Here is a 25,269-nt window from a genome sequence, read left to right as displayed (position 1 = left end):
ACGGTAAAAAAACGCTGCTGTTTGAGCGAAGCGAGTTCAGCGTTTTCAGTTCACAAGCTTAGAACTTGCCCATTTCTGGAGTGGGGTTTGTTTTTTGGTTACTTTTTTGCCAAATTGCAAAAAGTAACGGGAAGCCTGCGTGACAAAATTTAAGGCAAAGGCTCAATATTTAAAAAGGCTTTTCAATCATTGTACTGTCTGATTAAATCCAAACTTTTATATTTTATTAACTAGCTTCAACTTATACCGTTCGACTATAGGTTTAAATTTACCGTATTTTCATTGACCAGGCCTGGTGTAATCGGTAGGATTTAAGTTCTGTTTTATGGGGTAACTAGAGATAAAGCCATGTTAAACCAATTTAAGCTTAATCATGCTTTATGGCTAGCCACTTTTTTTGTGGTATTTGTTTGGTCTGCAATCGCTCCTAAAGACATGTTTACTTGGTTTTTAGAAGTTGTACCTGCGATGATTGGTATTGTTTTACTGGCTTTTACCTTTCGCAGTTTTCATTTAACCTCACTCTTATATTCTCTAATTTTAATTCACTGCATTATTCTTATGGTGGGTGGACATTACACTTACGCTGAAGTGCCCATGTTTGATTGGCTTAAATTAGAGTTTGACTGGTCACGAAATAACTACGATAAATTGGGACACTTTGCGCAGGGCTTTGTTCCAGTATTAATAGCAAGAGAAATTCTAATACGTAAACAGGTGGTAAATGGGATAGGCTGGACAAACTTTTTTAGTATTTCTATTACCTTAGCATTCAGTGCTTTTTATGAGCTAATTGAATGGTGGGTTGCCTTAGGTTCTGACGAGGCAGCCGATGCTTTTTTAGGCACACAAGGTTATATATGGGATACGCAGTCGGATATGGGGTGGGCGTTTTTTGGGGCGATTTCAGCGATTCTATTTTTATCTAGATGGCATAATCGCCAAATAAAAGCCTTATAAATCTAACCACCTAACTAATCACAGAGCTACCAGGCCTGGTAACTTATAGAATTTAAAACAAAACACCGGCATTTGCCGGCGTTTTGTTTGGTTAGAGCTTGTTTGCTTTAAATACGATCTAACATACCTAAAATAACTTTAGCCGAATGGGTCGCAGCTTGTTCTAGGTATTGCTCAAAAGTTTTGGCATTTTCTTTGCCCGCAATATCCGATAAAGAACGAATAATCACAAATGGCTTTTCAAAGGTATGGCAAGCTTGTGCAACGGCAGCCGCTTCCATTTCACAGGCAATCATTTCTGGGAAATTATTGCGTGTGTTAGTCACATCTGTAGGTTGATGCATAAAGCGATCACCCGTGGCAATTAATCCGTGCATATGAGCCACTTCTTGAAGTGATTCAATGCTGCTTTGAGCCGCTTTTACTAAATTTTTATCCGGTAAAAAACAAGCTGGCAGGCCTGGTACTTGTCCAAGATCATAACCAAACGGAGTGACATCTACATCGTGATGACAAACCGAACTACTAATCACGATATCGCCTACATTTAAGTTAGTATGAAAACCACCTGCAGAGCCAGTGTTAATGACGTAGTCTGGGTTATAAAGGTTAAGTAAAATGGTGGTGCTAATCGCGGCATTTACTTTGCCAATTCCTGAGCGCAACAGTACGATGTCTGACCCATTAATTTGCCCTTGATAATATTCAAACCCCGCATGAATCTCGGTGGTTTGATTCTCCAGTTTGCTGCGTAGAAGAGAGACTTCTTCTTCCATTGCTCCAATAATGGCTACTTTCATGGAATCTTCCTGCTTAAACTTCGTTACCAAGTGACTTTAAGGTCTCTTCACTTAACGCGATGTCCTCATTTTTATTAACGCCTACACCCTGGTCAATGATGTTTTGTGCAATCGCTTTGGCTTCTTCTAAAGAGTGCATAACAAAGGTTCCACACTGATATTCGTTTAACTCCGGAATATCTTCCATTCGTTGAACATTTAATACATCTTTCATTGCACCGATCCAGGCAGTTGCTACGCGATCTTCTGTTGGAGAGCCTAATAGGCTCATGTAGAAACCGGTACGGCAACCCATTGGCGAAATATCAATGATTTCAACGCCATCACCATTTAGATGATTACGCATAAAACCTGCAAACAAATGCTCAAGGGTATGAATCCCTTTTTCACTCATCATGTCTTCATTTGGTTTATTAAAACGTAAGTCAAAAACCGTAATGGTATCTCCTGATGGAGATGTCATGGTTTTGGCAACACGCACTGCTGGCGCATTCATAATGGTGTGGTCAACGGTAAAGCTGTCTAATAATGGCATGGTTTAGGTCCTTTTATAGTTGGTCTTCAGGCTTGAGCTCATTTTTGAGCTGCCAGCCATTGTCAGTTTTAATAAAGAGATAGTTTTTTTCAAATTCAATTTGGTCACCGGCTTCAAAATCGGGCATGGTCATTTTTAGTAACCCTACCGCCATACTATTGGTGATTTTTTCTAGACTTGATAGAGAAGAATCGTTCATGATGCTTTTTGCATAACTGTCTAAGTCTTGCTGTGCGGTTCCAGTAATGGTGAGTTCGGCTACATAATGAGTTTCGTTTTGTTTATATCCGTTTTTCTTAATAACATTGCTGGTGATAAATAATCCACTGTACTGGTTATCAAAATATTGAGCAGCCATTGATTTTATATCACTTTCTGAAGGTTGTGAATCACCTATGCAGGCGGTAAGTGAAAATGTCATGAAAAGCAGTAATGCAATAAAAGGGAATTTTAAAATAGAGTGTTTAATCTGAATCATTTGATTTCCTAGTCTGCACTTAACAGAAAAATTGAAGGTGTTTACTTTAAAAACCTTACGGATTAAGCGAGTAATGAGAGTGAGGCCTTTGCACGAGACCATGAACACATAAAAACAGCTATAATTCTCTATCTTCAAGCCAAAAAATCCGCCCAATAACTAGTTATTATGCGTATTTTTTAGCCTAAATCTAAAGAATTCTATCTTGTTTTTCTTGTGCCCCTGTCTCATGCAAAGGTCTCAGAGTGTAATTTAAAAATCAAAGGATAACATAAAACTAACCAGGCCTGGTTGGTTTGCATAACAGCTTATAACTAACGGGATTTATTGTTTTTGCACCAAAATAAGACTTTTTTTATATGGGTAATGAATTCTTGCAAGAAAGGTTTTAAATCTATTATTTAAGTCATATTTATATAACTTATTGTTTAATATCTATAAATTATAATTCTTTAAAGAGTGATAAATAGGGATGATGTGCTTGGCACGTTACTTGCAAAATAAACTTTGCGAGTGAGACGTTATGCATCTAAATAGTGCAGCAATAATTTTTTATAGGAGACCTTTGCACGAGATAGGGGCGAAAGAAAAATGAGGAAAAATTTGCCTGATTGCGGCCGAAAACGCAGGGAATAGCTAGCTATTCGCAAGTTGTCGCCCAACCGAAGTACCCTTGGGGTACAACAAAAATCAGGTGAATTTTAACCATTTTTACTCACGCATACTCTTGTGCAAAGGTCTCTATAGGTTTGTTTCTCGAGGAGCCAGACTCTCAAAAATAGGAATGATGTGAAAAAAATAATATTTACGGATTTAGATGGCTCGTTACTCGATCACCATGATTACAGTTATACGCCAGCACTGCCTGCAATAAAGGCCTTAAATGCTCAAGCTATTCCATGGCTATTAACCACCAGTAAAACTGCAGCTGAGGTTATTGATCTTAAAGCCGAGTTAGCGAATTCTTACCCATTTATTGTTGAAAATGGAGCGGGTATTTTTTGGAATAAAGGTTCTCTCAATAAGGATTTATTAAAACGCAACTCTGTTATTGATAATCCCGTTATTCAGTCTTGGGGTGATGATTTTGAATACATGAGTTTAAGTCCTGTTTTATTACCTCAAATACTGCAAATTTCACAAAACTATAAAACTCAACATCAGTTATCTTTTATAGGGTTTTCAGAGATGAGTGCCGAGCAAGTAGTTGAATTTACAGGGTTGCCCCTAAATAGTGCAGTTAAAGCAAAGCAACGTAATTTTTCAGAACCTTTGCTCTGGCAAGACAGTGAACAAGCGTTAACCGAGTTTAGTCAGGCTATGAGTCAGCGTGGTTTGCAGGTTATTAAAGGGGGGCGATTTGTGCATTTAATGGGGTTAAGTAATAAAGGTTTAGCCCTAAAGTGTTTAACAAATTATTACCACCAGGCCTGGCAAGATCAAGTGCAAACCATGGCTTTAGGGGATGGCAATAATGATGTTCCGTTATTAGAAGCGAGTGATTATCCGGTGATTATTTGTTCGCCGGTTAACCCTCCTCCCAAGGTGAATCATCCTAAAGTGGTCACTACCAAAGCATTTGGTCCAGAAGGTTGGAATCAAGCTGTATTAAGTTGGCTTGAAGCTTGATAGAGGCATTTACTAACACTTAAGAATCACAAGATATCTAAACTCCCAATGATGGGAAGGAGCAAGTATGGATTTTTATCAGAACGGCATTATTACCACTTTACATAATTTAGTGGATAGACCTATTGAAGAGATGGAGGCAGATTTACTTAAATACAGTAAACAGCGACCGCTAGGTTTAATCTTGCCTAGTTTGTATTCAGAATTGCAAACTCCTGCTTTGGCAACCATTGTTGAAGAACTTAAGTCGGTACCCTATTTAGAAGAGATTGTCGTGGGCTTGGATAGAGCAAATGAGGCGGAATATCGTCATGCCTTGGAGTATTTTTCAGTCTTACCACAAAACGTAAAAGTGATTTGGAATGATGGTCCAAGAATGCAAGCCATTCATAAAAAGCTGGTAAGTGAAGGTATTGCACCAGAAGCACCCGGTAAAGGGCGAAATGTTTGGTATATGACCGGTTATGTTTTGGGTTCAAATAAGGTTGAATCTGTTGCCTTACATGACTGCGATATTGTTACTTATGACCGATCCTTATTAGCACGACTAATTTATCCGGTAGCCAATCCTCAATTTAACTATGCCTTTGCAAAAGGTTTTTATACTCGTATTGCTAACGGCACAATGAATGGCCGAGTAACCCGTTTATTAGTTACTCCACTCATTAGAGCACTCCAAAAAACAGCAGGTGAGCAAAATGAAAGAGCGAGTGAGTATCTAGATCACATTGACTCTTATCGTTACCCTTTAGCGGGTGAATTTGCTTTTAGAACCGGGGTTATTTCAGATTTACGAATTCCTTCAGATTGGGGTTTAGAGATTGGTGTACTTTCTGAAATGAAACGTAATATCAGCTCAAACCGAATATGTCAGGTGGATATTGCTGATATTTATGATCATAAACATCAAGACTTATCCGCTGAAGATGCCCAGAAAGGGCTTTCTAAAATGTCGATAGATATTGCCAAGGCGTTTTATCGTAAATTAGCCGCTGAAGGTGTGACGTTTACAACAGAAGGTTTTAGAACGCTTAAAGCGACCTATTACCGTATTGCATTAGATTTGATTGAGTCTTATCGCAATGATGCCATGATGAATGGATTAAACCTTGATGTGCATAAGGAAGAAATTGCGGTAGAGATGTTTTGCGAAAACATTATTAAAGCCGGTAAACACTTTTTAGATGCACCGATGGAAACGCCATTTATTCCTTCATGGAACAGAGTTTCATCGGCTTTTCCGGATATATTGCAAGAAATTACGGCAGCAGTAGATGCGGATATGGAAGAGTATAAAGCGAAATAATTAAGAGGTTTTACCATGCATACTATTACATCTCAACAAGCTTATGATGCATTAATAGAGCGTATTTCGCCGCTTATTCAATCACTGTTTCCTAGCGAGAATACCCATGAACTTGCTGAGCAGTTTATTGAAAAAACCGGGATTGATAAAACGCAATGTGAAATGCCTTTATCGCACCAATCTCATTGGAATGAAAAAGATGTCATGGTTATCACTTATGGCGATTCCATTGTTAACGTTAATGAGCAGCCACTTGCTACCTTAAAAAAGGTATTGGATAAGTTCTTAAAAGAGACTGTTTCTATGGTGCATATTCTGCCATATTATCCTTATACCTCGGATGGAGGGTTTGCCGTTTCTGACTATGAAAACATTAATCCCGATTTAGGTGATTGGTCAGACGTAACTGAAATTAGCCAAGATTACCGAATTATGGCGGATTTAGTTGTAAACCATTGTTCAAGTGAACATGCCTGGTTTAAAGAATTTACTAAGGGAAACCCAAAGTACCAAAACTATTTTGTACAAGCCAGTTTAGAAGATGACTTGTCTAAGGTTGTACGACCACGAACGACGCCTTTGCTGAGACCTACCATGACCCCGCAAGGCGAAAAGTATGTTTGGTGCACGTTTAGTCATGATCAAATAGATTTAAACTTCTCTAACCCAGAGGTGTTTCTAGAGATTATGCGCCTTATTTCAATGTATATAGATAAGGGTGCCAGCATTTTCCGCTTAGATGCCATCGGTTTTTTATGGAAAATTATTGGTACCAGTTGTATGCATCTGCCAGAGACACATCAGGCTATTCAATTAATGCGAGCCTTAATTGAATATCGTCTGTCTAATGCCATTATCATTACAGAAACGAATGTACCTAAACGTGAGAATTTGACCTATTTTGGTAATGCCAATGAAGCCCATATGGTTTATAACTTCTCATTACCTCCATTGCTTATTAATTCATTGCTTACAGGGTCTGCCAAACACCTAAAAACATGGTTAATGTCTATGCCGCCAGCGCAAATGGGGACGACCTATTTAAACTTTATTGCCAGCCACGATGGCATTGGCGTTCGTCCTGCCGAAGGTCTTCTTGATCCAGAAGAATTGCAAAATATGATTCATGTATTACAATCCTTTGGTGCAAAAGTTTCTTGGCGTACTGGACTAAATGGTGAAAAAAATCCTTATGAGATTAATATCGCCCTTATCGATGCCTTTAAAGGGACTTGTGAAGGTGAAGATGAATATCAGGTACAACGCATGTTATGCGCGCATGCGATTGCGATTGCTTTAGAAGGTGTGCCAGCGATTTACATTCATTCTTTTTTTGCAACCGAAAATGATTATGAAAGTTTGCATAAAACGGAGCATAATCGAGATATAAATCGTCATCAATGGCAAGAGAGTGAGTTAACCCCTCTTTTGGAAGATACAAATTCCAAACATTATGCGGTATTAAAGGGTTTAAACCACTTAATTGCGCTGCGTAAAGAACAAGCGGCATTTCATCCAAATGCAACCCAATTTACATTGCATTTAGAGGATACATTGTTTGGATTTTGGCGCCAAAGTTTGATGCGTGATCAAAGTGTTTTTGTGGTTAATAATGTCACGAATCAATCACAAACTCTAAATTTAGCCCAGTTAAACTTAATTGATATGGACGAGTGGCGAGAAATTATTAGTGGTCAGATGATTACTGATTTATATGGTGAAATGACCTTAGCGCCTTATCAAACCGTATGGATAACTAATCGATGGTAATATAAAACGCATTTAAAGCGTTTTGCTCAAAAGGGCTTGTTTAAAGCTCTTAAAGTCTTACATGAATTACATGAATTACATGAATTACATGAATTAAATAAGGAATAAATATGTCAGCTGCAGATATTGGTTTAATTGGCCTTGCCGTTATGGGGCAAAATTTAGTTTTGAATATGGCGGAACACGGTTTTCATGTTAGTGTTTATAACCGTTCGGAACAAAAAACCAATGACTTTATACAGAACCGTGCTCAAGGTTTTCCAATTAGCGCGGCATACTCTTTAAAAGAGTTAGTGGATTCTCTTGCCGCGCCTCGTAAGGTGATGTTAATGGTTAAAGCTGGCGAAGTTGTGGATGCGTTTATTGAACAGCTCGTTCCTCTGCTTGATGAAGGCGACATTATTATTGATGGCGGTAACTCACTTTATATTGATTCAAATCGCAGAACAAAAGAGCTAGCAGAAAAAGGTATTTTGTTTATTGGGTCAGGAGTTTCTGGGGGTGAAGAGGGTGCACGTTTTGGGCCATCGATTATGCCTGGTGGAAACAAAAAGGCCTGGGAAAGTGTTAAACCTATTTTTCAATCTATTGCAGCTAAGTCAGGTGATGAGGCTTGTTGTGACTGGGTAGGTGATGACGGTGCCGGGCACTATGTGAAGATGGTTCATAATGGTATTGAATACGGTGATATGCAATTGATTTCAGAAGCCTATCAGCTAATGCGTGAAGGTTTAGGTATGAGTGCTGACGAATGCCAAACCGTGTTTTCTGAGTGGAATAAAGGCGTTTTAGATTCCTATTTAATTGAAATTACTGCGGAGATTTTAAGTTTTAAAGATACTGATGGAGAGCCATTAGTTGATAAGATTTTAGATGCCGCAGGCCAAAAAGGCACAGGAAAATGGACAGGGATTAGTTCATTAGAGCTTGGAATTCCGGTTACTTTGATTACCGAATCGGTTTACGCACGTTGTTTATCGGCCTTAAAGTCTGAGCGTGTAGAAGCCTCAAAAATTTATCCACGAAAAGCATCCGCTAAAAATTATTCTGAAGAAGAGAAACAAGCCATTATTGCATCTATTCATGATGCGTTATATGCCTCAAAAATTGTCTCTTACGCACAAGGTTATATGCTAATGGCTGAAGCGGCTAAAGCTTATTCTTGGGACTTAAACTACGGTGGAATTGCCCTAATGTGGCGTGGTGGTTGTATTATTCGTAGTCGCTTCTTAGGTGAAATTAAACAAGCTTATGAAAAACAACCAGGCCTGGCTAATTTACTGCAAGCTACTTTCTTTGAAAAAGCAATTAAAGGCGCTGAACCACAATGGCGAAAAGCCATTATTTTTGGGATAGAACAGCAAATTCCAACACCAACCTTAAGCTCTGCTCTGGCATTTTTTGATGGCTATCGTAGTGAAGTGGTTCCTGCTAATTTATTACAAGCTCAACGTGATTACTTTGGCGCTCATACCTATGAACGTGTTGATGCTCCACGTGGAGAGTTTTTCCATACTGATTGGATTCAGTCAGGCGGTAATATAAGCTCTACAACGTATGAGGTTTAATCATGGTTGAAGCCAATACTTATGTGGTATTTGGTGCGACAGGTAATTTGTCGCTAACTAAATTAATGCCTGCTTTTTACCATTTAGAATGCGTTGGTCGCTTGCCTGAAGATATGCGAATCGTGGCGATTGGTCGTCGTGATTGGCAGCAAGCGGATTGGCAAGCAGAAATTCAAAAGTACATTGAACCGATTGCCCGTGGTGGATTTGATCGCCAAGTTTTTGATGCCTTTGTAAAGCGTATGGATTATGTACAAATGGACATCTCTCAGCCAGAGGCCTACGAGATGTTGGCTGAAACACTAGCGGATGCCAAATACTCTTCTAAAATCGCTTTTTATCTCTCTTTAGGCCCCGACTTATTTGGCCAAGTGACTGCCGAATTAAAGGCGCATGGTTTATTGGATGAAACTAAAGGTTGGCGCCGTGTCGTGCTAGAAAAACCCTTTGGTTACGATGTTGAAAGTGCGGCTGCCTTACAAAATAAAATCTCTCAAGCGCTAACCGAAGAACAGACTTATCGTATTGATCATTACTTAGGTAAAGGGATGGTTCAAAATGTCATGGTTTTTCGTTTTGCCAATGCCTTGATGGAGCCATTGTGGAACCGCAATACCATTGACCATATTCAAATTACTCATGCAGAAGATAAACCTGTGGGTACGCGGGCGGGTTACTATGATCAAAGTGGGGCTTTACGTGACATGATTCAAAGTCATTTATTGCAGCTATTAGCCTTAGTCGCTATGGAGCCGCCTGCTTCAATGGGTGCGGAGTCGCTGCGAGATGAAAAGGTTAAACTCCTTAAATCTATTCGACCAATTCAAAAGAAACAAGTTAAAGGCCATGCATATCGTGCTCAATATTCCGAAGGCTTTGTGCATGATAACCCGGTGCATAGCTATTTAGATGAGCCAAGTGTTGCAACAGATTCCGTTACCGAAACCTATGCCGCTTTAAAACTATATATTGATAACTGGCGTTGGGAAGGCGTGCCGTTTTATATCCAAACGGGTAAAAACATGAAAGAGTCCAAAACCCTGGTCTCCATCTGTTTTAAGCACCCTCCAAAACAGTTTTTCCGCGACTCTCAAGTGAAAAAGATGGAACCAAACTGGATTATATTTGGTATTCAACCTGATGAATCCATTAAAATTGAGATGATAGCCAAGCAACCTGGCCTAGAGATTAATACCGAGCAAATCAGTTTAGATGCGGCAATGAAATACGATAAAAACTCCAAAATAGATGCCTATGAAGAACTTTTATTAGATGTCATTAAAGGTGACCGTTCGCTATTCTTACGTTTTGATGAAGTAAAAGCAGCCTGGAATGTTGTTGACCCAATATTAACCGAATGGGCAAGCCAAACAGACTATATTGATACCTATCCATCCGGAAGTTGGGGCCCTGAAGGTTCACAAAAACTGTTTGAACATCCTGAACAATACTGGCGTACTTATATTAATCAGCATTGTAAAGAGTGACTCTAGTGACGACATCCACACTTCCTGAAAATTGGTTTGTTTTTAATGAGGCTGAGCAGCTCGCTCAACAACTTACTAAAGAAATATTAGAGCTTGCCAAACAAGCTATTTCCAAGCAGGGTGAGTTTCACTTTATTACCGCAGGTGGTTCCACTCCAAATCGTTGTTACCAGTTGCTTAGTCAAGCTAATGCTGACTGGGCTAACTGGCATATTTATATGGGCGATGAACGGGTTTTACCCTTTGAAGATAATGAACGAAACAGCCAAGCTCTGCTCCAAAACTGGTTAACAAAAGTTTCCATTCCTGAGCAAAACATTCATTTTATGCAAGTTGAAAAAGGCGCAAAATCAGCCGCCAATGACTATGCCTGTTTGTTTGATGAAGTCAAAGCATTTGATGTTTGTTTATTAGGAATGGGTGAAGATGGGCACACAGCAAGCTTATTTCCAGAACATAACGAAGCCCAAAGTGTGCAAACAATTTGCTGTGAAAAGGCTTGTGAAAGCGATTTTATCAGTGCGCCCATTATCATTGAAAACAACTCACCTAAAGCGCCTTTACAGCGTGTTAGTTTAAATTATGTGGCATTTTCTAAAAGTCGCGTATTGATAAAAATCATAACCGGTGCGGGTAAACAACAAGCTGTTTCTGAATGGCTTAACCAAAATCAAGCTTTACCAATAGCTCTCGTCAGTGGTCAACAAACCAAAGTCTATATAGATAAAGCAGCATTAGGAGAATGAGTGTAATAGAGGGAGTTAAGCTAAACCCCTAAACTTCTAAAGCCGCTGTTTGTAAATATGCATTTAAGAAAGAGGTTTTAGAGTATATGTCGTTTTAAGTAATGTCTTTTGAGTATTTTTAAATCATTCAAACCTAAAGTTACCAGGCCTGGTAGCTTCTTAATTAAACAAAATTAAATAAAACAATTACAGGTTTGTTTAGTTAGTGTATTGCCAATATCACGTGAATTTAGGTAAATTTTAGACATAAAAAAACCCCGATTGACGAATCAATCGAGGTTTTTGAATTGGTGCGGAAGGAGAGACTCGAACTCTCACACCAAAGGCACCAGAACCTAAATCTGGCGTGTCTACCAATTCCACCACTCCCGCGAATAAGATGTTTAACTAAATTAAACACCCTATTAAAATATGGTGGCCTGACCTGGAATCGAACCAGGGACACAGGGATTTTCAATCCCTTGCTCTACCGACTGAGCTATCAGGCCAAAATAGAATGGGCGTATTATATGGACGGGCTTCGCGACTGTCAAATTTTATTTTGAAAAAATATGATTTTATTCGCTGTGCCCAGATGGTGCCCATTTTGTGCCCAAGTACTCGTCAATTTTGTTAAATCGACAAAAGGACTAAATTATCTAACTTTACTCTTCTGTATCGGTCTTTTTCTGCATTTGATCTTCTGAAACATATTTAACCAATTCTGAAATCTCATAATCAAAAAAATCGCATAGTTTATTGAGAGTGTCAGTTGAAGTGCTGTAACCAACTTTGATCTTGAACACCTTGTTACACAACTAAAAGAACAGATAACGATGGAGGTCTATCAATGAACCCAATTATGCTTTACAACCAACAAAAACGTCTCCAAGTCGGCAATGGTAAACAGCTTATTGGCTATGCTGGTATTTTTGGACAAGAGTTAGGCTGTTCCGATTACGGTTGGTGTCAGGTGAGTCTAATAGACCAACACTACCTAACTCACTATATCCAAGTCGATAGCGAAGATTACTCTGAAATCAATCAGCGATATGAAAGCCTAAACCTTCAAAATAATGAATCACTCTACCTATGGTTAGAGCAAGGTAATGATGGCTCAGTTCTGAACTGGCGACTTTTTAAAAGCACCTTAACGCTTGAACAACTCTATCCAATCTACCAGGCCTGCTATGATTTTGAATCACTGTATCAGCTGTTTGAGTTGATTGAGACCTTAAGTGTTATTCCGTTGAGAATGTTTGCAAGAGAAGTGTTAATGGATAAACCATTGATGACGGCCTTTGTGAGTATTCCTGCCAGCAAACGTCATCACCATAGTTTTCCAGGAGGATTACTGATGCACTCGTTAGAGTGTGCCTTGATGACCCAACAAACGGTAGAGTCACTTATTGATGTTTCAAGGAAGGAAAAAGAAGTTGCCGTTATTGCGGCAATATTTCATGATGTGGGAAAGGTTAAAACTATTGGACTCAATCAGCATTCCTCAACAGGACGATTGATTGATCATGATCAATTCACGCTTATGCTGCTTGCTGAGCCTATCAATACCTTGAACGAATACTGGAAAGAGGGGGCTGAGACACTGCAATACCTATTGACTTGGACAGAAAAGCAAGGTATCTGTCGTTTTGTGTCAGGTAATGCTATAAAAATGGCAGATAGGCTCAGCACATCAGCATCTTTAAGGAGCATGGCGTTTAAAGATAAGCCGGAATACTTTCACTTTGCTGAACTCAATATTGGAGCCAACAAACATTACCTTAATCGTTTGAATTAATGGCCTCTTTAAATAATAAGCAAAATACCTTTCTCAAGGCTTTCACAGACGTTCAAAATTTGACGGAATCGTCTTCATAGAGAAAGGTTTTATTTAATCATGTAAAGGAGAATGCTATGGCTTATCAAAACCCACAAGAAATCATTTGGATAGAACGAGTATTAAAGACCGTTTTGGTCGGAATATTTATTTGGTCTATTTGGATGATATCTCAATACGCACCAAGCTATTATCAAGAGCAAAAACAAATTGAAGTTAAGCTTGCTGAAACTTACGGAATCTCTTTAGATGTAGCAGAAAGCATCCAATGCTATAAAGGCTATTTGCATTATCCGAATACAGGGGGCACATTTCAGGTTTATTAGCAGTATCACCAGGCATCCAATGCAATCTAGAAACTTTTAAAAAACAAAAAGAGAATCGATATTTATTTGAATATTTTGCGTCTATTTTTATTTCTTTGAGACCTTTGCACGAGAACTTTTTGAAAAGCTAAAAAAATTCTGATAGGCAAAGTCATTAACTCAAACATTACTATTTGGTGTCATATAACTGAAGCGAAAATACACCACATTTATCAAATAGTTTAAACCAGAAACTATACGCCTTGTCACCCAGCCTGATACTGTAATGGTCAAGTATTCTAAGCTGGCCGTTGGTCATTATTAATGTCTATTGATAATGACCTATTTTTGAGTGGAGGTAAGGAGGTAAAAGAGAAAGTTATTGTTTTAGACCAATTTCATCCATTTCTTGCTGAAGTTTCATTCGGCTAAGGTTTTGGTGTTTTAATAGAGTAAATAGTTGAATGCGGGTCGTTAAGATTCTGAGTACGTCCCTATATTCTCTTAAATCGCCATCCTTTTCCTGGGGATCTTCGACTCCCCAATGAGCAGACATGGGTTGACCTGGCCAAACTGGACATAGTTCGCCTTTTGCTTTGTCGCAAACGGTGATTACAAAATCCATTTTTGGCGCATCTTCTTGCCCAAAGACTTCCCAGCTTTTGGGTGTAATATCACTGGGTACCTCTATGCCAGCGGCTTTGATGATTTCAATAGCATTTGGATCCACTTCCTTTTTTGGATGGCTTCCCGCACTAAAAGCCCTAAAGCGATCCTTGCCCCTATTGTTTAAAATGGCTTCGGCCATAATGCTTCTTTTAGAGTTTCCTGTGCACAGAAATAGAACATTAAACATTTTTGTCTCCAGTCAAATTTAGTTAAGTTAAGCAAAGTTAAGTTAAGTTAAGTTAAGTTAAGTTTAGTTAATCTAAGTTTTGATTCGCTTTGCCGACTTTAACGGCCAATTCCATCATACGTTGCATATAGCCAATTTCATTGTCGTACCAAGCTAAGACTTTGACATGAGATTCATTTACAACACGAGTCGATTGAGCATCAATGACAGATGAACAGGTCTCGCCCTCATAGTCCACGGAGACTAATGGCAATTCTTCATAGCCTAAAATGTCTTTTAAATAGGTTTCTGAGGCATCTTTAAAGAGTTGATTGACCTCTTCAATAGAGGTGGGTCTTTGCATTTCCATGACCAAATCTGTTAAAGAGGCATTCATAAATGGCACACGTACTGCAATTCCGTCTAATCGACCATTTAATTCTGGAAAGATGGTGCCTATGGCGGTTGCAGAACCTGTAGAGGTTGGGATTAAAGATTCAAAGCTGGAGCGAGCACGACGCCAATCTTTGTGTCCGTGATCGACTACTTTTTGTGTATTCGTGCGGTCATGCATAGTGGTAATTGAGCCGTGAGAGATGCCAATTTTTTCATGTAATACTTTTATCACAGGCGCAATGCAGTTTGTTGTGCAAGATGCGGCAGTAATTAAGGTGTCTTCACCCGCGACAAAAATATCATCGTTAATGCCCATGACAATGTTTTTTACCCCTTCTTTTAAAGGGGCGGCGACGATCACTTGTTTAACCCCTTGGTCAAAATAAGGTTGGACATCGGCACGAGTACGAAATTTTCCGGTGCATTCTAAAACGATATCGACATTTAGGGAGCCCCAGTCAAAATCTTCAAGGTTTTTCTGTGAGCTGTAACCAATGCGTTGTTCGCCAATGACAATTTGTTCATTTTCTTCAGTGGCTTTATTCTGCCAGCGACCATGTGCTGAATCATAGTTTAAAAGGTGAGCCGATCCTGCGGCATCTGTAGCGATTTCATTGATGTGAACAAACTCAATGCCTTCCCAGTCAAAAGCTTGGCGCAATCCCAAACGTCCCATGCGTCCAAAACCATTAATTGCGATACGAATCATTTTCACTCCTTTAAAAACCAGTTATTGCTTATATCTGTTAATGCGGATATACTATTTAAAATGATTTTAAATTCAATATCAATTAAATTTTTATGACAAACTCTGAAAACATACAAAACTTAAAACCATTAGAAGAATATGCTCAGTTCCATAAGGCTTTAGCTGAACCGGTTAGGCTTAGAATATTAGGCCTGTTGAGTATTGAAGAATCTTTATGTGTTTGTGAGTTTATGGATGTGCTTGATTTATCTCAGAGCACTGTCTCAAGGCATCTGGCTTATTTAAAGAATCAAGGCATTGTTGTCTCTTGGCGTGAGGGAACTTGGATGCATTATGCGGTTGATAAAAATCATCCTGCTTTCGATGTTTTACAAACGAGCTTATCTTTTTTATCAGAACTTGAACAGTCTAAAGAGGATAGAAGCGGATTAAAAGGCTTTGAAAGCATAACAAAACAGTGTCATCCAAAGACCTAAAGCCCGTCTTCTGCTAGACCTCTTATTGCATATCCTATTCATGAAAGACTCGCATACTAAAAAAAATACTTGAATAAATCCGCATATGCGGATATATTAATAAATAAGTTTTTTTAGGAGTTATTTTATGTTCGAAATATTTGAAGTCTTTGGAAATTGGGTTGCGCAAGATGTTTTTCAACTCAGCTTGGAAAGTCAGTTAGGCGCTGCCGTTCAGTTTTTTGTAATGGATACCACTAAAATATTCTTTTTATTGGTGGTGATTATCTATGTCATGGGTCTGCTTAGGGCAATGATTTCAACCGAGCGTGTTAGGCAAATTGTGGCGGGTCGTCCTCAGTGGTTGGCTCGTTCACTTGCAATTACACTGGGTGGCGTTACGCCTTTTTGTTCCTGCTCATCGGTTCCTCTGTTTATTGGTTTTGTAGAGGCAAGAATCCCTATTGGTATTACCTTTGCCTTTTTAATTGCTAGCCCAATGATTAATGAAGTGGCGGTGGTTTTATTAATGACCATTTTAGGTTGGGAAGTTGCCTTGCTGTATGTTTTAGCAGGCCTGGTGGTTGCTTATATTGGTTCTATCGTTATTGAATGGTTTAAACCAGAACGTTGGGTAGAATCGTATGTTTGGGATATTAAAATGCGCCAACAACAAGAGCTAGAAGCCAATAGTGGTGGATTTAATCAACGCCATGAATTTGCTTGGAATGAAGTAAAAGTGATTGTTAAACGTATTTGGCATTGGCTATTTATTGGTATTGCATTAGGGGCGGCTTTTCATGGTTTTGTTCCAGAGGCTTGGGTGAGTACCTATCTAGGTGATTCGTCTAACTGGTGGAGTGTACCTGCCGCTGTTTTAGTGGGCGTACCGCTTTATTCAAATGCCACTGGCGTCATTCCTTTGATTGAAGCGATGATTAATAAAGGAGTTCCCATTGGGACAAGTTTGGCGCTTATGATGAGTATTGCTGCACTCTCTTTACCGGAACTGCTTATTTTACGTAAAGTGATTAAATGGCAGGCTTTAGGAGTTTTTGTGGGTGTACTCACGGTGGCCTTTATATTGGTGGGTTATTTATTTAATTTTTTATATGCATAAATTTTAAGGAGATGGAAGCATGAAAGGTAATTTAATGGTGCGTTTAATGACGCTTTTAATTTTAGTGGCGATTGTTCTCGCACATTTTTCTGGGCAAACAGATTTATTGTCCGCCAACTGGTTATGGTTAGCCATTATGCCTGCGTTTATGGGGTTGCAAGCCACCTATACCGGCTTTTGCCCGTCAGAAATGATTGGCAAACTTTCTAAAACAGGTGAGTGCTGCCCGGGTGGCACTTGTGGGACGGCTAAACCGGAAACAAAAGCCAGCTCATGTTGTGAAAGCAATGACAAAACCTCAACAGAAGCCTCAGCAGAAAATAAAGAATCAAGCTCGTGCTGTGGTGATAATAAAGACGCTAAAGAAAGCGCTTCTTGTTGTGGCGCCAGCGGCGACGATGCTTTGCAGATTAAGGTTTTGGGAACGGGATGTGCTAACTGCAATAACACGGTTAAATTAATCCAAGCCACTGCAGATGAACTCAACGTTGCTGTGAATGTTGTCAAAGTAGAAGACATTGCAGAGATTGCATCTTACGGCATTATGAGCACGCCAGGTGTAGTTATTAATGAGAAAACGGTTCATTCTGGAGGCATTCCATCCAAGAAATTGGTAGCAGAATGGCTTAAATGATATAGGCCGCATAGTGTGGAACGCTTCGTAAAAGTGAAGAATTTACTAAAGTTTTAGGCGTAATTTTTATCACCTCTCCTTTTGATAGGTTTTATTTTTAATTCCATCTCCTATTAAAATGAAGGTAAACCAAAGGAATAAACAATGAATAGAAGAGAATTTTTAGGGTTTACAGGATTACTTGCTAGTGCAGGATTTACCAGTTTAGCCTCTGCAAATGAGGTATTGAATCAACAAGAATCATCCGATTTTTCAGGCGTAGCTTCAGATTATTTTGAGTTTCGTATTGCTGGTCCAGAAATCAAAAACATGATGCATGAACTTAAACTGCTTGAATCAAAACTAAAAGAAAATTCAGGCTTTTTAAGCTTATCTTTAAAACAAATGGTCGGGGATTCGACCATGGTAAAAAACTATCCAAGTGATTTGAAAGGCGTACTTTCATCTGCTTATGAAGATGGTGCTAAGGAGGGTTCTTTACCGTTTTTTTACTCACTTTTTGTTCGCTTTGAATCACAAAAACAATTACAAAAGGCACAAATTGTTAATTGGTTTAATAACAACATTCAACCTCTAATGCATGCCTATAAACCGACAAAAAATGGGCCTGTCAAAACACCTATTGCTATGGCTTACTATCACGGCGTTTTCCAAACCATCTTGGTCGGAAATCGCAAAGGAATCTATGCAGAACAAAATGACATTAAAAACTTTTTGAAATCCGCACAAGATAGCCCAGAAGAGAACAGAATCACTGTAGCGAATCATGTAATGATTCATGACAAGAATTTAGATGCGTTTGAGAAAAGAGTCACTCCTTTGCTAAAGGTTGCTCAGCAGACTTTTCAACCAAAGGACGATGTTAATCAATTAGGCCTGGCGGCAACAAAAGACAATAATTACTATCGCAAAGCGATGACTACAGAAATTATGCGTAAAGCGATACCCGATGGTGATTTAAGAGCGTATTTGATGCATGGTGTGTGGGAATCTGTCTTGGATCATGAAAACTCACATCTCGATAGACGTTTCAAAGAAAGTGCTGGTCCAGTGGGTGCTATGGTGGCGGTTGGCCCAGTTGAGCCTTTTTATAAAACTCGGTATTTAGGCAAAGCCTAAACAAAAATATTTTGCAAGATTTGATAAATAGAGAGCTTTGCAACGTCCTAAAAATGCCTTTGGCCTATTGTTAATAGGCCTTAGCCTAAGGTGACTCATGGCATCTTTCTAACAACTTAATCTGGAATACAAAATGAAACGATCAAACAAAAATCTAACGAATTTATTGGCTTTCAGCCTCTCTTTTGCCTTTTTTTCGGCTCAAGCGGCAACCTGTGAAGTCCCCCACGCTACTTATGGTGCTAAAAAATCCGAATTAGCGGAAAAACACAGTGGCACTTGGGTGTTATTAAAAGACATAAAACTCACTCCCAATACTATTGGGTATGGGCCGGGAGGCAATACCCGTTTTGAAAGCACCTTTTATAATAACCAGGCCTGGTTATCCAGTGCGGATGAGCTTCAACTAAATGGGGTTTTTGCTAGACATCATTATGACAAAGATGTAGGCAATATTTTTGCAGTTACCGCCACAGCAAATAGCTGGAGAGAACCCCAAGTTTTGGATTCTGCAGGTGATGTAGATGAGTTAAATATGTTGCTTGATGAAGCGGTAGAAAATTTGGGCTGTGAAGAAGGCGCTTTATTGCCCTTTAGAATTAAAGGTGTTGCAGACTCTGTAAAATGGAGTATTGAAAGTAACCCTAATAAAAAAGTAGAAACTTATAAAAATGAACCTGTTGAATTAGTGGGGATTTATGCTTCAACCAAACGAGCAGAATTTTTTGCGATGCCTAATTTAAATATTCATCTGCATGTCATTTTCCCTAATCGAAATTTTGCTGCGCATGTTCAACAAATTAGCTTAAAATCCGATTCAAAATTGTTTTTTGGACAATAGGGAACGCTACCAAAAAAGGACCACTCTGCTCAGAAATTTACAGCATTATTGCCACGAGCGTTTTGGAATTGAACACAGCACCATTGAGGTAGAAAGTGCAGCAAGCGAGAATCACTGTCGTCTCAAATGAGCACTTACATGACCACTTACAATAATAGGTTTAGGATGAAAGAAATAAGCACACCCTGTGGCATATCAGCACCGCTCGCAAAGAATGCCCTGATTGTAAAAGGGACTCTTTACGGCTCTAGGAGTGAAGTTACCAAGCTCAAAAAGCGCATTCTTTGTGCGAGCAGACGCTTAGGAATTCACTGGCAGTTCACTATAGAAACTGACTTATTAAAAGCAGCCGATGTTGGAGCTACGAATCTACCGATTTTAGTGGTAAATGATAATATTTTAATTCAAGGTCTTTTAGCGACTGAAGAAATTGAAAGTTTTTTAAAACGCAAACTCATTATATAAATTAAGAATGATTAACCTAAGGAGAATATGATGTCAGAACAGAACCAAATGCCAACCCCTGAAATGGTTGAAGCTATGATGCTTGAAAATTTTGGCAAATTACCAAGTTCAATGGAATCAGTCAAAAAAGTCGATCCAAGTTTTTTTGTAGAACAAGCGATTAGTTCAAAAATGAGCACTAATGCAGAAACCAACCCGTTGGATGCCAAAACCACCACCATGATTTTTCTGGCCGCTGCTTTAGCGTTGGGCGATGAGGATTGCATGGATGTGAATACGGCTGCACTGCTTAAAATGGGGGCAACCAAAGAAGAGCTTTTGTCGATTGTGCGCATAGTGAGACATGCCGCTTCCAGCGGTGTGGTGGGGAATGCCAAAACCATATTCGATCAATTAGCCGAGTCATAATATGTCCTACTTAGAACATGAGGATCACAAAACCCACCGAGTGGGTTGGTTGCGTGCGGCGGTAATGGGTGCCAATGATGGTATCGTATCTACTGCCAGCTTAATTATTGGGGTTGCGGCCGCAGGCAGCTCTCAAGATGCTATTATCGTAGCAGGAGTTGCTGGCCTAGTGGCTGGTGCATTATCTATGGCCGCGGGGGAGTATGTGTCGGTCAGCTCACAAGCCGATACAGAACTAGCCGACTTAAAGATTGAAGCGGTGGCACTAGAAGCCTACCCAGAACAAGAAAAAGCGCAATTAGCTGAAATTTATGAAAATCGTGGGTTAACACCAGAACTTGCAAAAATGGTTGCCGATCAACTGATGCAACATAATGCGCTTGATGCTCATGCTAGAGATGAAATAGGGATTTCAGTCAATGTCAATGCACAACCCCTGCAAGCAGCTCTTACCTCTGCCCTAACCTTTACCGTGGGAGCGGCTTTACCTCTGTTGCTTGCTTGGTTTGCACCATTAGATACGCTGATCTATTGGGTGGGTTTCTTTTGTATAGCTTTACTGGCGATAATGGGCGCTATTGCGGCCTATGCTGGTGGAGCCTCTCTCTTCAAAGGGGCTTTTCGTGTTGGGTTTTGGGGAGCCTTAGCCATGGCATTAACTGCGGTTGTTGGGCAAGTATTTGAAGTTACGGTTTAAAATTTTTTTACTGATTTCATGAGCGCAATGATGCCTATTTTATTAGGGTAATATAAAAGGGGGCAGTACCACTGCTGTCCCACTTAGCTAAAATGAAAAAGCCTGAATCCATACAGATTGTTACAATGTAAGTACCACCAAACATATGTAATAACAGAGGATTCAGACTATGAGCTTTCATAATACAGTATTATCACAAGTCTTAAAAATGTTTCCGAGACTTGAATTTGAAAAGCTTTCAAGCATTCATGATGGGAAAAGACGAAGTGACGCTTTAAGTCGCTGGTCTCAATTTGCAGCCTTGGCGATTGGCCAGATAGGTGCACGCCATAGCCTTCGAGATATTGAAGCCACAATAGAGTCACAACCCCAACAGCAATATCATTTAGGCAGCCAAAAAATAAAACGCACGACATTCAGTCGAGCCAATGAAAAGCTAGATTATCAGTTCTATTCTGACTTGTTTTCTAAGCTTTACAAACAATGCTCTCAGCACTCACCAAAACATAATTTCAGATTCAAATCAAAGCTATTCTCGTTGGATGGTTCTCTTATTGATCTTTCCATGAAGCTTTTTCCATGGGCGGATTACAATAAGAAAAAATCAGCCATGAAACTGCATATTGGACTTGATCATGATGGCCTTATCCCAGCTTTTGCATCCTTAACAGGAGCCAAAGAGTCTGAAATGAAACAAGTTGATTTATGGAAGTTTCCAAAGGGAAGTGTACTCGTTTTTGACAAAGGTTATAACAACTTCAGCTGGCACAAAGCCTTGAGTTCAAAAGGGTTGGTATGGGTAACAAGAATCCGAGGCAATGCAAAGTATAAAGTTGTAAAAACGTTACCGACGACAAAAAACTTAAACATTATTTCTGATCAGATCATTGAATACACTGGACAGAAATCCCTTAGAGAAAACTTACCCGCTATTCGCTTAGTGAATTATTACGACCCCGTCACGCAAAAAGATTATCAGTTTATTACCAATCAAATGAACTGGTCAGCTCAGACAATTGCAGATATATATAAAGAGCGTTGGCAGGTAGAACTCTTCTTTAAATGGATCAAACAAAATCTAAAAATCAAAGCTTTTTTAGGTAACTCTAAAAATGCGGTAATGACTCAAATTCATGGCCGCATTATGTGTTTATTTGATTATCGCTTTTCTTAAGTTTCAATCAGGATCGAAAAAGAGTTTTCAGCAGATTTTAAGATTACTACAAATGAATCTATTTATTAGAAGGCCGTTAATAGAACTTTTGAAGCCACCACCTAATGTAGAAAACGTGAGGCCCCAAATGAGTTTAGGCTTGGTGAGAAATTAAGTGGGACAGCAGTGGGGCAGTACTCTTTAAATATTTTTTAAAGCGAAAAATAATAATTATTCAACAAATTCAATAAGATAATTTAAAGAGTACTGACCCCTTTACTTCTTTACTTATAGAATTTGGCAAATTTTTATCCACATGTTATATTTAAATCCGACTAAATAGAGAAGAAAGCATAAATGTTCAAATATATTCGAAATAGTGATGAAAAACAGCGCTGGCTTTTTGCTTCCGTAATGCTCAATGCGACTTTATCTGTAGCTAAACTAGGGTGGGGGTGGATGATGAGTTCCACCTTAATTATCGCTGATGGTATCCATTCTATCTCTGATGTATTTGGAGCACTGTTAATTTTTTTAGCTCTTCTATTTGCAGGGCATAAATCTAAGCAATTTCCCTACGGTTTGCACAAACTTGAAGATATGGCTGCCCTTCTTGGTGGGATAGGAATATTATTTGCGGGTTATGAAATTATCCACTCTGTTTTTTTTGAAACAGGTGTAATGACCCCAGAAAATATCTGGAGCACAGTTGGCTTTGTCTTGGTTGTGATACTTATTCAGTATATTTTTTATATCTATGAACTTAAAGCAGCAAAGCGATTAAACTCTCCGGGGGTTAAAGCGGATGCTGTTAATTGGTTAGGTGATATTGGTGCAGGTACGATCGTCGTTCTTGGGTTGATAGCTCACCATTACCATGTTGCGTATGCCCAAGAAGTTGCGGTTATTATAATTGTTTTAATGATATTTAAAGGGGCTTACGATGTGCTTAAAGAAGCATTGTTTTCTCTACTAGATGCTGTAGATACCAAACTCGATGCGAGAGCCTATGATATTTTAATTGCAAATCCTGATATAACAGAGATAAAACGCTTAAATATTAGAAAGTCAGGCAGTGTTTATTTTGCCGATATTGAACTAAAAATTCTCAATTTCAATGCAGCAAAAGCTCATAAACGTATTGACCTCTTTGTTGATGAATTACACAATGCTATACCTGAGCTTGAAGCTGCGACTATTCATTATGAGCCGGATCACCCCTCTTACCAAACCATTGTAAGATTACTAGATAGTGATAAAGAGCACCTTAGTAATGAATTTGGTAGATCTCCCTGGCTTGAAATAATTCATGAGGAAAGTTCGGGGGAGGTTCTTAGTCGTGAAATTATTAGTAATCCCACTGCAAATGACAGCAAAGGCAGGGCATTTAAGCTCGTAGCAAAGTTATTATTGCTCAACACTGATAAAGTGATTCTGAGTCACATGGATGCTGATGAAAATATTGTTACACTCTTCGATGCACTCGATATTGAACTTGTTACTCAAACAGAGGAGTCATCTTCAAGAGAAGATATGAGTGAATAGTTTGTATGCGATAAGTTAAAAAGAGTTATGTTACGCCCAATTCTAAGTTAAAAAAACCTTGGCACGATATTCCTCGAAAACAGATTGTTCAGGTTCTAAAACACTAGACACTTTATAGCGATATAATTTAGTGCAAATAATGAGGCTTTAAAAATGAAAAAGTTCGAAAGTTATAGATGTAAGCAATGCGGAAATGTTGTTGAAGTGAGTACTGTCGGTGGAGGCACACTAGTTTGTTGTGGTCAGGAGATGGAGTGTACCACTGAAAATCTTACCTTGGTCAACCTGCTAAAAGCTTTTGCAGGTGAATCAATGGCCAGAAACAAGTATGAGTTTTATGCAAAAATAGCTCAAAAAGAGGGCTTTAGAGATGTTGCAAGGCATTTTCAGCGTGCAGCAAACAATGAAAAAGAGCATGCTAAGTTGGAATTTAAGTTACAGAATATGATTAAAAGCAGTACTGAGTTTGGAGATACTTTGGCAAACTTGCAAGATGCTATTGAAGGGGAGAGTTATGAAAACCTTACTATGTATCCAGAATTTGAGGCCATCGCTAAAGAGGAAGGAAATAACGATGCAGCACGCCTTTTTGGAGCCATTGGTAAAGTAGAGCTTGAACATCAAAAAATGTATAAAGAGTTGCTTGAACGCCTTAAAGTAAAAGAGGAATTTGAAAGCGTAGAGGGAGAAGAAGAGTGGATTTGCGAAGTATGCGGACATGTGCATAGAGGTAAAAAACCGCCAAAAGCGTGCCCAGTCTGTAACCACCCTCAAGAGTATTTTTCTCGATTGCTTACAAAACAGTAGAACACATGATGATGTATGTTTGTAGGGAGATGCAAGCGGGTGAGATACTTAACCCCCACAAAACAGAATCGCCTCTTTTACAAGCCATTCTCTATGGAGATAAAGTAGCAACAAAAAAACTCTCAAAACGCTTAAGCTGTGCTATTAAACGTCTACCTTTAAGGGTGCGGTTTGAGTATGAATACAATGCTGAAAAAGCGATTGAGGCAGGAGTAGAAAAAGATCCTACTCTTGTCCTGGATGGAAATATCTTTTTAGAAGGCCTCCCTCAAGCAGAACAAATCACCGAAGCGTTTGAAAGTTTTTTAGAAACGAGGGACTAAAATGTCTGAACATCATCACCACCATAATGTGAATGGTAAAATCTTTTTATCACGATTATTTTAAATATCATTATTACTCTATCGCAAATTATCGGGGGAATTATTTCAGGGTATCTTGCTCTTTTGAGTGATACTTTGCATAATTTTAGTGATGTACTTGCACTTTGGAATTGAATTCACCTAGCTTTACTGGCGATAATGGGAGCCATTGCGGCCTATGCTGGTGGTGCCTCTCTCTTCAAAGGGGCTTTTTGTGTTGGGTTTTGGGGAGCCTTAGCCATGGCATTAACTGCGGTTGTTGGGCAAGTATTTGAAGTTATGGTCTAATCCGTATATTTGCAAAAAGTTACAAATCAATACGC

At 39.1% G+C, this 25,269-nt stretch carries 28 protein-coding genes and 2 tRNA genes; 23 read left to right on the top strand and 7 right to left on the bottom strand.

The annotated features are described in order from the left end of the window. Positions 1-348 precede the first annotated feature (348 nt). The gene (locus BS34_RS0110915) at positions 349-960 is read left to right on the top strand and encodes a DUF2238 domain-containing protein (RefSeq protein ID WP_029408544.1); all 612 of its coding nucleotides are present in this window, start codon (positions 349-351) and stop codon (positions 958-960) included. Positions 961-1,067: 107 nt separating this feature from the next. On the opposite strand, the gene mtnN is transcribed toward BS34_RS0110915, so the two are convergent. The 3 genes from mtnN to BS34_RS0110900 are packed head-to-tail and all read right to left on the bottom strand — an operon-like array spanning position 1,068 to position 2,773. Continuing rightward, complete coding sequence (mtnN, locus tag BS34_RS0110910) at positions 1,068-1,760, bottom strand: 5'-methylthioadenosine/S-adenosylhomocysteine nucleosidase (RefSeq protein WP_029408543.1); 693 nt, start codon at positions 1,758-1,760, stop codon at positions 1,068-1,070. 13 nt (positions 1,761-1,773) lie between these two features. Beyond that, positions 1,774-2,295, bottom strand: a complete 522-nt coding sequence (luxS, locus tag BS34_RS0110905; RefSeq protein ID WP_029408542.1) for an S-ribosylhomocysteine lyase — start codon at positions 2,293-2,295, stop codon at positions 1,774-1,776. Positions 2,296-2,308: 13 nt separating this feature from the next. Continuing rightward, the gene (locus BS34_RS0110900; RefSeq protein WP_029408541.1) at positions 2,309-2,773 is read right to left on the bottom strand and encodes a hypothetical protein; all 465 of its coding nucleotides are present in this window, start codon (positions 2,771-2,773) and stop codon (positions 2,309-2,311) included. 789 nt (positions 2,774-3,562) lie between these two features. Here BS34_RS0110900 and BS34_RS0110895 point away from each other — a divergent pair. From BS34_RS0110895 to pgl, 6 genes are all read left to right on the top strand, one after another. After that, on the top strand, positions 3,563-4,402 hold the full coding sequence (locus tag BS34_RS0110895) for an HAD-IIB family hydrolase (RefSeq protein WP_029408540.1): 840 nt from the start codon (positions 3,563-3,565) through the stop codon (positions 4,400-4,402). 67 nt (positions 4,403-4,469) lie between these two features. Next, positions 4,470-5,708: a glycosyltransferase family protein gene (locus BS34_RS0110890; RefSeq protein ID WP_029408539.1), complete on the top strand. Its 1,239-nt coding sequence runs from the start codon at positions 4,470-4,472 to the stop codon at positions 5,706-5,708. A 15-nt stretch (positions 5,709-5,723) separates the two neighbouring features. Further along, positions 5,724-7,478 (top strand): alpha-amylase family glycosyl hydrolase, encoded by a 1,755-nt coding sequence (locus BS34_RS0110885; RefSeq protein WP_029408538.1) that lies wholly within the window; start codon positions 5,724-5,726, stop codon positions 7,476-7,478. Between the two features lie 110 nt (positions 7,479-7,588). Next, positions 7,589-9,046, top strand: a complete 1,458-nt coding sequence (gene gnd / locus BS34_RS0110880) for a decarboxylating NADP(+)-dependent phosphogluconate dehydrogenase (RefSeq protein ID WP_029408537.1) — start codon at positions 7,589-7,591, stop codon at positions 9,044-9,046. A 2-nt stretch (positions 9,047-9,048) separates the two neighbouring features. Beyond that, positions 9,049-10,533, top strand: a complete 1,485-nt coding sequence (gene zwf / locus BS34_RS0110875; RefSeq protein WP_029408536.1) for a glucose-6-phosphate dehydrogenase — start codon at positions 9,049-9,051, stop codon at positions 10,531-10,533. Positions 10,534-10,538: 5 nt separating this feature from the next. Beyond that, the gene (gene pgl / locus BS34_RS0110870; RefSeq protein WP_029408535.1) at positions 10,539-11,279 is read left to right on the top strand and encodes a 6-phosphogluconolactonase; all 741 of its coding nucleotides are present in this window, start codon (positions 10,539-10,541) and stop codon (positions 11,277-11,279) included. Positions 11,280-11,567: 288 nt separating this feature from the next. Here the strand turns inward: pgl and BS34_RS0110865 are convergent. After that, positions 11,568-11,651: transfer RNA gene (locus BS34_RS0110865), tRNA-Leu, on the bottom strand. A gap of 40 nt (positions 11,652-11,691) precedes the next feature. Then, positions 11,692-11,767 (bottom strand) — tRNA-Phe (locus BS34_RS0110860). Between the two features lie 341 nt (positions 11,768-12,108). Here BS34_RS0110860 and BS34_RS12740 point away from each other — a divergent pair. Then, entirely contained in the window at positions 12,109-13,056 is a 948-nt protein-coding gene (locus BS34_RS12740) for a TraI domain-containing protein (RefSeq protein ID WP_051640864.1), read from the top strand. 116 nt (positions 13,057-13,172) lie between these two features. Next, entirely contained in the window at positions 13,173-13,421 is a 249-nt protein-coding gene (locus tag BS34_RS0110850) for a hypothetical protein (RefSeq protein WP_029408533.1), read from the top strand. A gap of 358 nt (positions 13,422-13,779) precedes the next feature. Here the strand turns inward: BS34_RS0110850 and BS34_RS0110845 are convergent, their stop codons facing one another. Both BS34_RS0110845 and BS34_RS0110840 read right to left on the bottom strand, forming a co-directional pair. Next, positions 13,780-14,256, bottom strand: coding sequence for an arsenate reductase ArsC (locus tag BS34_RS0110845; protein WP_029408532.1), 477 nt, complete (start codon positions 14,254-14,256; stop codon positions 13,780-13,782). A gap of 67 nt (positions 14,257-14,323) precedes the next feature. Further along, the gene (locus tag BS34_RS0110840; RefSeq protein ID WP_029408531.1) at positions 14,324-15,340 is read right to left on the bottom strand and encodes an ArsJ-associated glyceraldehyde-3-phosphate dehydrogenase; all 1,017 of its coding nucleotides are present in this window, start codon (positions 15,338-15,340) and stop codon (positions 14,324-14,326) included. Between the two features lie 92 nt (positions 15,341-15,432). Between BS34_RS0110840 and BS34_RS0110835 the strand changes: the two genes are divergently transcribed. The 14 genes from BS34_RS0110835 to BS34_RS13170 all read left to right on the top strand — a co-directional run bounded on the left by BS34_RS0110835 (position 15,433) and on the right by BS34_RS13170 (position 25,234). Continuing rightward, the gene (locus tag BS34_RS0110835) at positions 15,433-15,816 is read left to right on the top strand and encodes an ArsR/SmtB family transcription factor (RefSeq protein WP_051640863.1); all 384 of its coding nucleotides are present in this window, start codon (positions 15,433-15,435) and stop codon (positions 15,814-15,816) included. Positions 15,817-15,943: 127 nt separating this feature from the next. After that, positions 15,944-16,915, top strand: coding sequence for a permease (locus tag BS34_RS0110830; protein ID WP_199774100.1), 972 nt, complete (start codon positions 15,944-15,946; stop codon positions 16,913-16,915). Between the two features lie 19 nt (positions 16,916-16,934). Further along, a complete protein-coding gene (locus BS34_RS12895) occupies positions 16,935-17,549 on the top strand; it encodes a thioredoxin family protein (RefSeq protein WP_084151647.1) in 615 nt (204 codons plus the stop codon). 144 nt (positions 17,550-17,693) lie between these two features. Continuing rightward, positions 17,694-18,668, top strand: a complete 975-nt coding sequence (locus BS34_RS0110820) for a hypothetical protein (RefSeq protein ID WP_029408527.1) — start codon at positions 17,694-17,696, stop codon at positions 18,666-18,668. 133 nt (positions 18,669-18,801) lie between these two features. Continuing rightward, entirely contained in the window at positions 18,802-19,509 is a 708-nt protein-coding gene (locus tag BS34_RS0110815; protein ID WP_029408526.1) for a hypothetical protein, read from the top strand. Positions 19,510-19,647: 138 nt separating this feature from the next. Then, positions 19,648-19,974, top strand: coding sequence for a hypothetical protein (locus BS34_RS0110810; RefSeq protein WP_029408525.1), 327 nt, complete (start codon positions 19,648-19,650; stop codon positions 19,972-19,974). 30 nt (positions 19,975-20,004) lie between these two features. Continuing rightward, on the top strand, positions 20,005-20,382 hold the full coding sequence (locus tag BS34_RS0110805; RefSeq protein ID WP_029408524.1) for a carboxymuconolactone decarboxylase family protein: 378 nt from the start codon (positions 20,005-20,007) through the stop codon (positions 20,380-20,382). A 1-nt stretch (position 20,383) separates the two neighbouring features. Beyond that, entirely contained in the window at positions 20,384-21,079 is a 696-nt protein-coding gene (locus BS34_RS0110800) for a VIT1/CCC1 transporter family protein (RefSeq protein WP_029408523.1), read from the top strand. A gap of 169 nt (positions 21,080-21,248) precedes the next feature. Beyond that, on the top strand, positions 21,249-22,253 hold the full coding sequence (locus tag BS34_RS12380; RefSeq protein ID WP_051640615.1) for an IS4 family transposase: 1,005 nt from the start codon (positions 21,249-21,251) through the stop codon (positions 22,251-22,253). A 336-nt stretch (positions 22,254-22,589) separates the two neighbouring features. Next, positions 22,590-23,777 carry a cation diffusion facilitator family transporter gene (locus BS34_RS0110790; protein WP_051640862.1) on the top strand — a complete coding sequence of 396 codons (1,188 nt, stop codon included), beginning with the start codon at positions 22,590-22,592 and terminating at the stop codon, positions 23,775-23,777. 153 nt (positions 23,778-23,930) lie between these two features. After that, positions 23,931-24,584 carry a ferritin family protein gene (locus BS34_RS0110785; RefSeq protein ID WP_029408521.1) on the top strand — a complete coding sequence of 218 codons (654 nt, stop codon included), beginning with the start codon at positions 23,931-23,933 and terminating at the stop codon, positions 24,582-24,584. 5 nt (positions 24,585-24,589) lie between these two features. Continuing rightward, complete coding sequence (locus BS34_RS0110780; RefSeq protein ID WP_038126705.1) at positions 24,590-24,907, top strand: hypothetical protein; 318 nt, start codon at positions 24,590-24,592, stop codon at positions 24,905-24,907. 48 nt (positions 24,908-24,955) lie between these two features. Further along, a complete protein-coding gene (locus tag BS34_RS13255; protein WP_199774102.1) occupies positions 24,956-25,081 on the top strand; it encodes a cation efflux transmembrane domain-containing protein in 126 nt (41 codons plus the stop codon). Positions 25,082-25,105: 24 nt separating this feature from the next. Further along, the gene (locus tag BS34_RS13170; RefSeq protein WP_255327161.1) at positions 25,106-25,234 is read left to right on the top strand and encodes a hypothetical protein; all 129 of its coding nucleotides are present in this window, start codon (positions 25,106-25,108) and stop codon (positions 25,232-25,234) included. Positions 25,235-25,269: the final 35 nt, after the last annotated feature.

It is taken from the genome of Thiomicrorhabdus sp. Milos-T2, from assembly GCF_000702325.1.
Classification (GTDB): domain Bacteria; phylum Pseudomonadota; class Gammaproteobacteria; order Thiomicrospirales; family Thiomicrospiraceae; genus Thiomicrorhabdus.
Note: the sequence above shows the minus strand (reverse complement) of the source record. Positions and strands in the feature narration are given on the sequence as shown.

Bases quoted from the DNA above. Each gene is read 5' to 3' on its own strand.
- BS34_RS0110820 (WP_029408527.1), top strand. From the start codon at position 17,694: ATGAATAGAAGAGAATTTTTAGGGTTTACAGGATTACTTGCTAGTGCA.
- BS34_RS0110885 (WP_029408538.1), top strand. From the start codon at position 5,724: ATGCATACTATTACATCTCAACAAGCTTATGATGCATTAATAGAGCGT.
- BS34_RS0110800 (WP_029408523.1), top strand. From the start codon at position 20,384: ATGTCCTACTTAGAACATGAGGATCACAAAACCCACCGAGTGGGTTGG.
- BS34_RS0110810 (WP_029408525.1), top strand. From the start codon at position 19,648: ATGACCACTTACAATAATAGGTTTAGGATGAAAGAAATAAGCACACCC.
- mtnN (WP_029408543.1), bottom strand. From the start codon at position 1,760: ATGAAAGTAGCCATTATTGGAGCAATGGAAGAAGAAGTCTCTCTTCTA.
- BS34_RS0110900 (WP_029408541.1), bottom strand. From the start codon at position 2,773: ATGATTCAGATTAAACACTCTATTTTAAAATTCCCTTTTATTGCATTA.
- BS34_RS12895 (WP_084151647.1), top strand. From the start codon at position 16,935: ATGAAAGGTAATTTAATGGTGCGTTTAATGACGCTTTTAATTTTAGTG.
- BS34_RS12740 (WP_051640864.1), top strand. From the start codon at position 12,109: ATGAACCCAATTATGCTTTACAACCAACAAAAACGTCTCCAAGTCGGC.
- BS34_RS13170 (WP_255327161.1), top strand. From the start codon at position 25,106: ATGGGAGCCATTGCGGCCTATGCTGGTGGTGCCTCTCTCTTCAAAGGG.
- zwf (WP_029408536.1), top strand. From the start codon at position 9,049: ATGGTTGAAGCCAATACTTATGTGGTATTTGGTGCGACAGGTAATTTG.
- BS34_RS0110815 (WP_029408526.1), top strand. From the start codon at position 18,802: ATGAAACGATCAAACAAAAATCTAACGAATTTATTGGCTTTCAGCCTC.
- BS34_RS0110850 (WP_029408533.1), top strand. From the start codon at position 13,173: ATGGCTTATCAAAACCCACAAGAAATCATTTGGATAGAACGAGTATTA.
- BS34_RS0110785 (WP_029408521.1), top strand. From the start codon at position 23,931: ATGAAAAAGTTCGAAAGTTATAGATGTAAGCAATGCGGAAATGTTGTT.
- BS34_RS0110890 (WP_029408539.1), top strand. From the start codon at position 4,470: ATGGATTTTTATCAGAACGGCATTATTACCACTTTACATAATTTAGTG.
- BS34_RS0110835 (WP_051640863.1), top strand. From the start codon at position 15,433: ATGACAAACTCTGAAAACATACAAAACTTAAAACCATTAGAAGAATAT.
- BS34_RS0110915 (WP_029408544.1), top strand. From the start codon at position 349: ATGTTAAACCAATTTAAGCTTAATCATGCTTTATGGCTAGCCACTTTT.
- BS34_RS0110790 (WP_051640862.1), top strand. From the start codon at position 22,590: ATGTTCAAATATATTCGAAATAGTGATGAAAAACAGCGCTGGCTTTTT.
- BS34_RS12380 (WP_051640615.1), top strand. From the start codon at position 21,249: ATGAGCTTTCATAATACAGTATTATCACAAGTCTTAAAAATGTTTCCG.
- BS34_RS0110830 (WP_199774100.1), top strand. From the start codon at position 15,944: ATGTTCGAAATATTTGAAGTCTTTGGAAATTGGGTTGCGCAAGATGTT.
- BS34_RS0110780 (WP_038126705.1), top strand. From the start codon at position 24,590: ATGATGATGTATGTTTGTAGGGAGATGCAAGCGGGTGAGATACTTAAC.
- gnd (WP_029408537.1), top strand. From the start codon at position 7,589: ATGTCAGCTGCAGATATTGGTTTAATTGGCCTTGCCGTTATGGGGCAA.
- luxS (WP_029408542.1), bottom strand. From the start codon at position 2,295: ATGCCATTATTAGACAGCTTTACCGTTGACCACACCATTATGAATGCG.
- BS34_RS0110805 (WP_029408524.1), top strand. From the start codon at position 20,005: ATGTCAGAACAGAACCAAATGCCAACCCCTGAAATGGTTGAAGCTATG.
- BS34_RS0110845 (WP_029408532.1), bottom strand. From the start codon at position 14,256: ATGTTTAATGTTCTATTTCTGTGCACAGGAAACTCTAAAAGAAGCATT.
- BS34_RS0110840 (WP_029408531.1), bottom strand. From the start codon at position 15,340: ATGATTCGTATCGCAATTAATGGTTTTGGACGCATGGGACGTTTGGGA.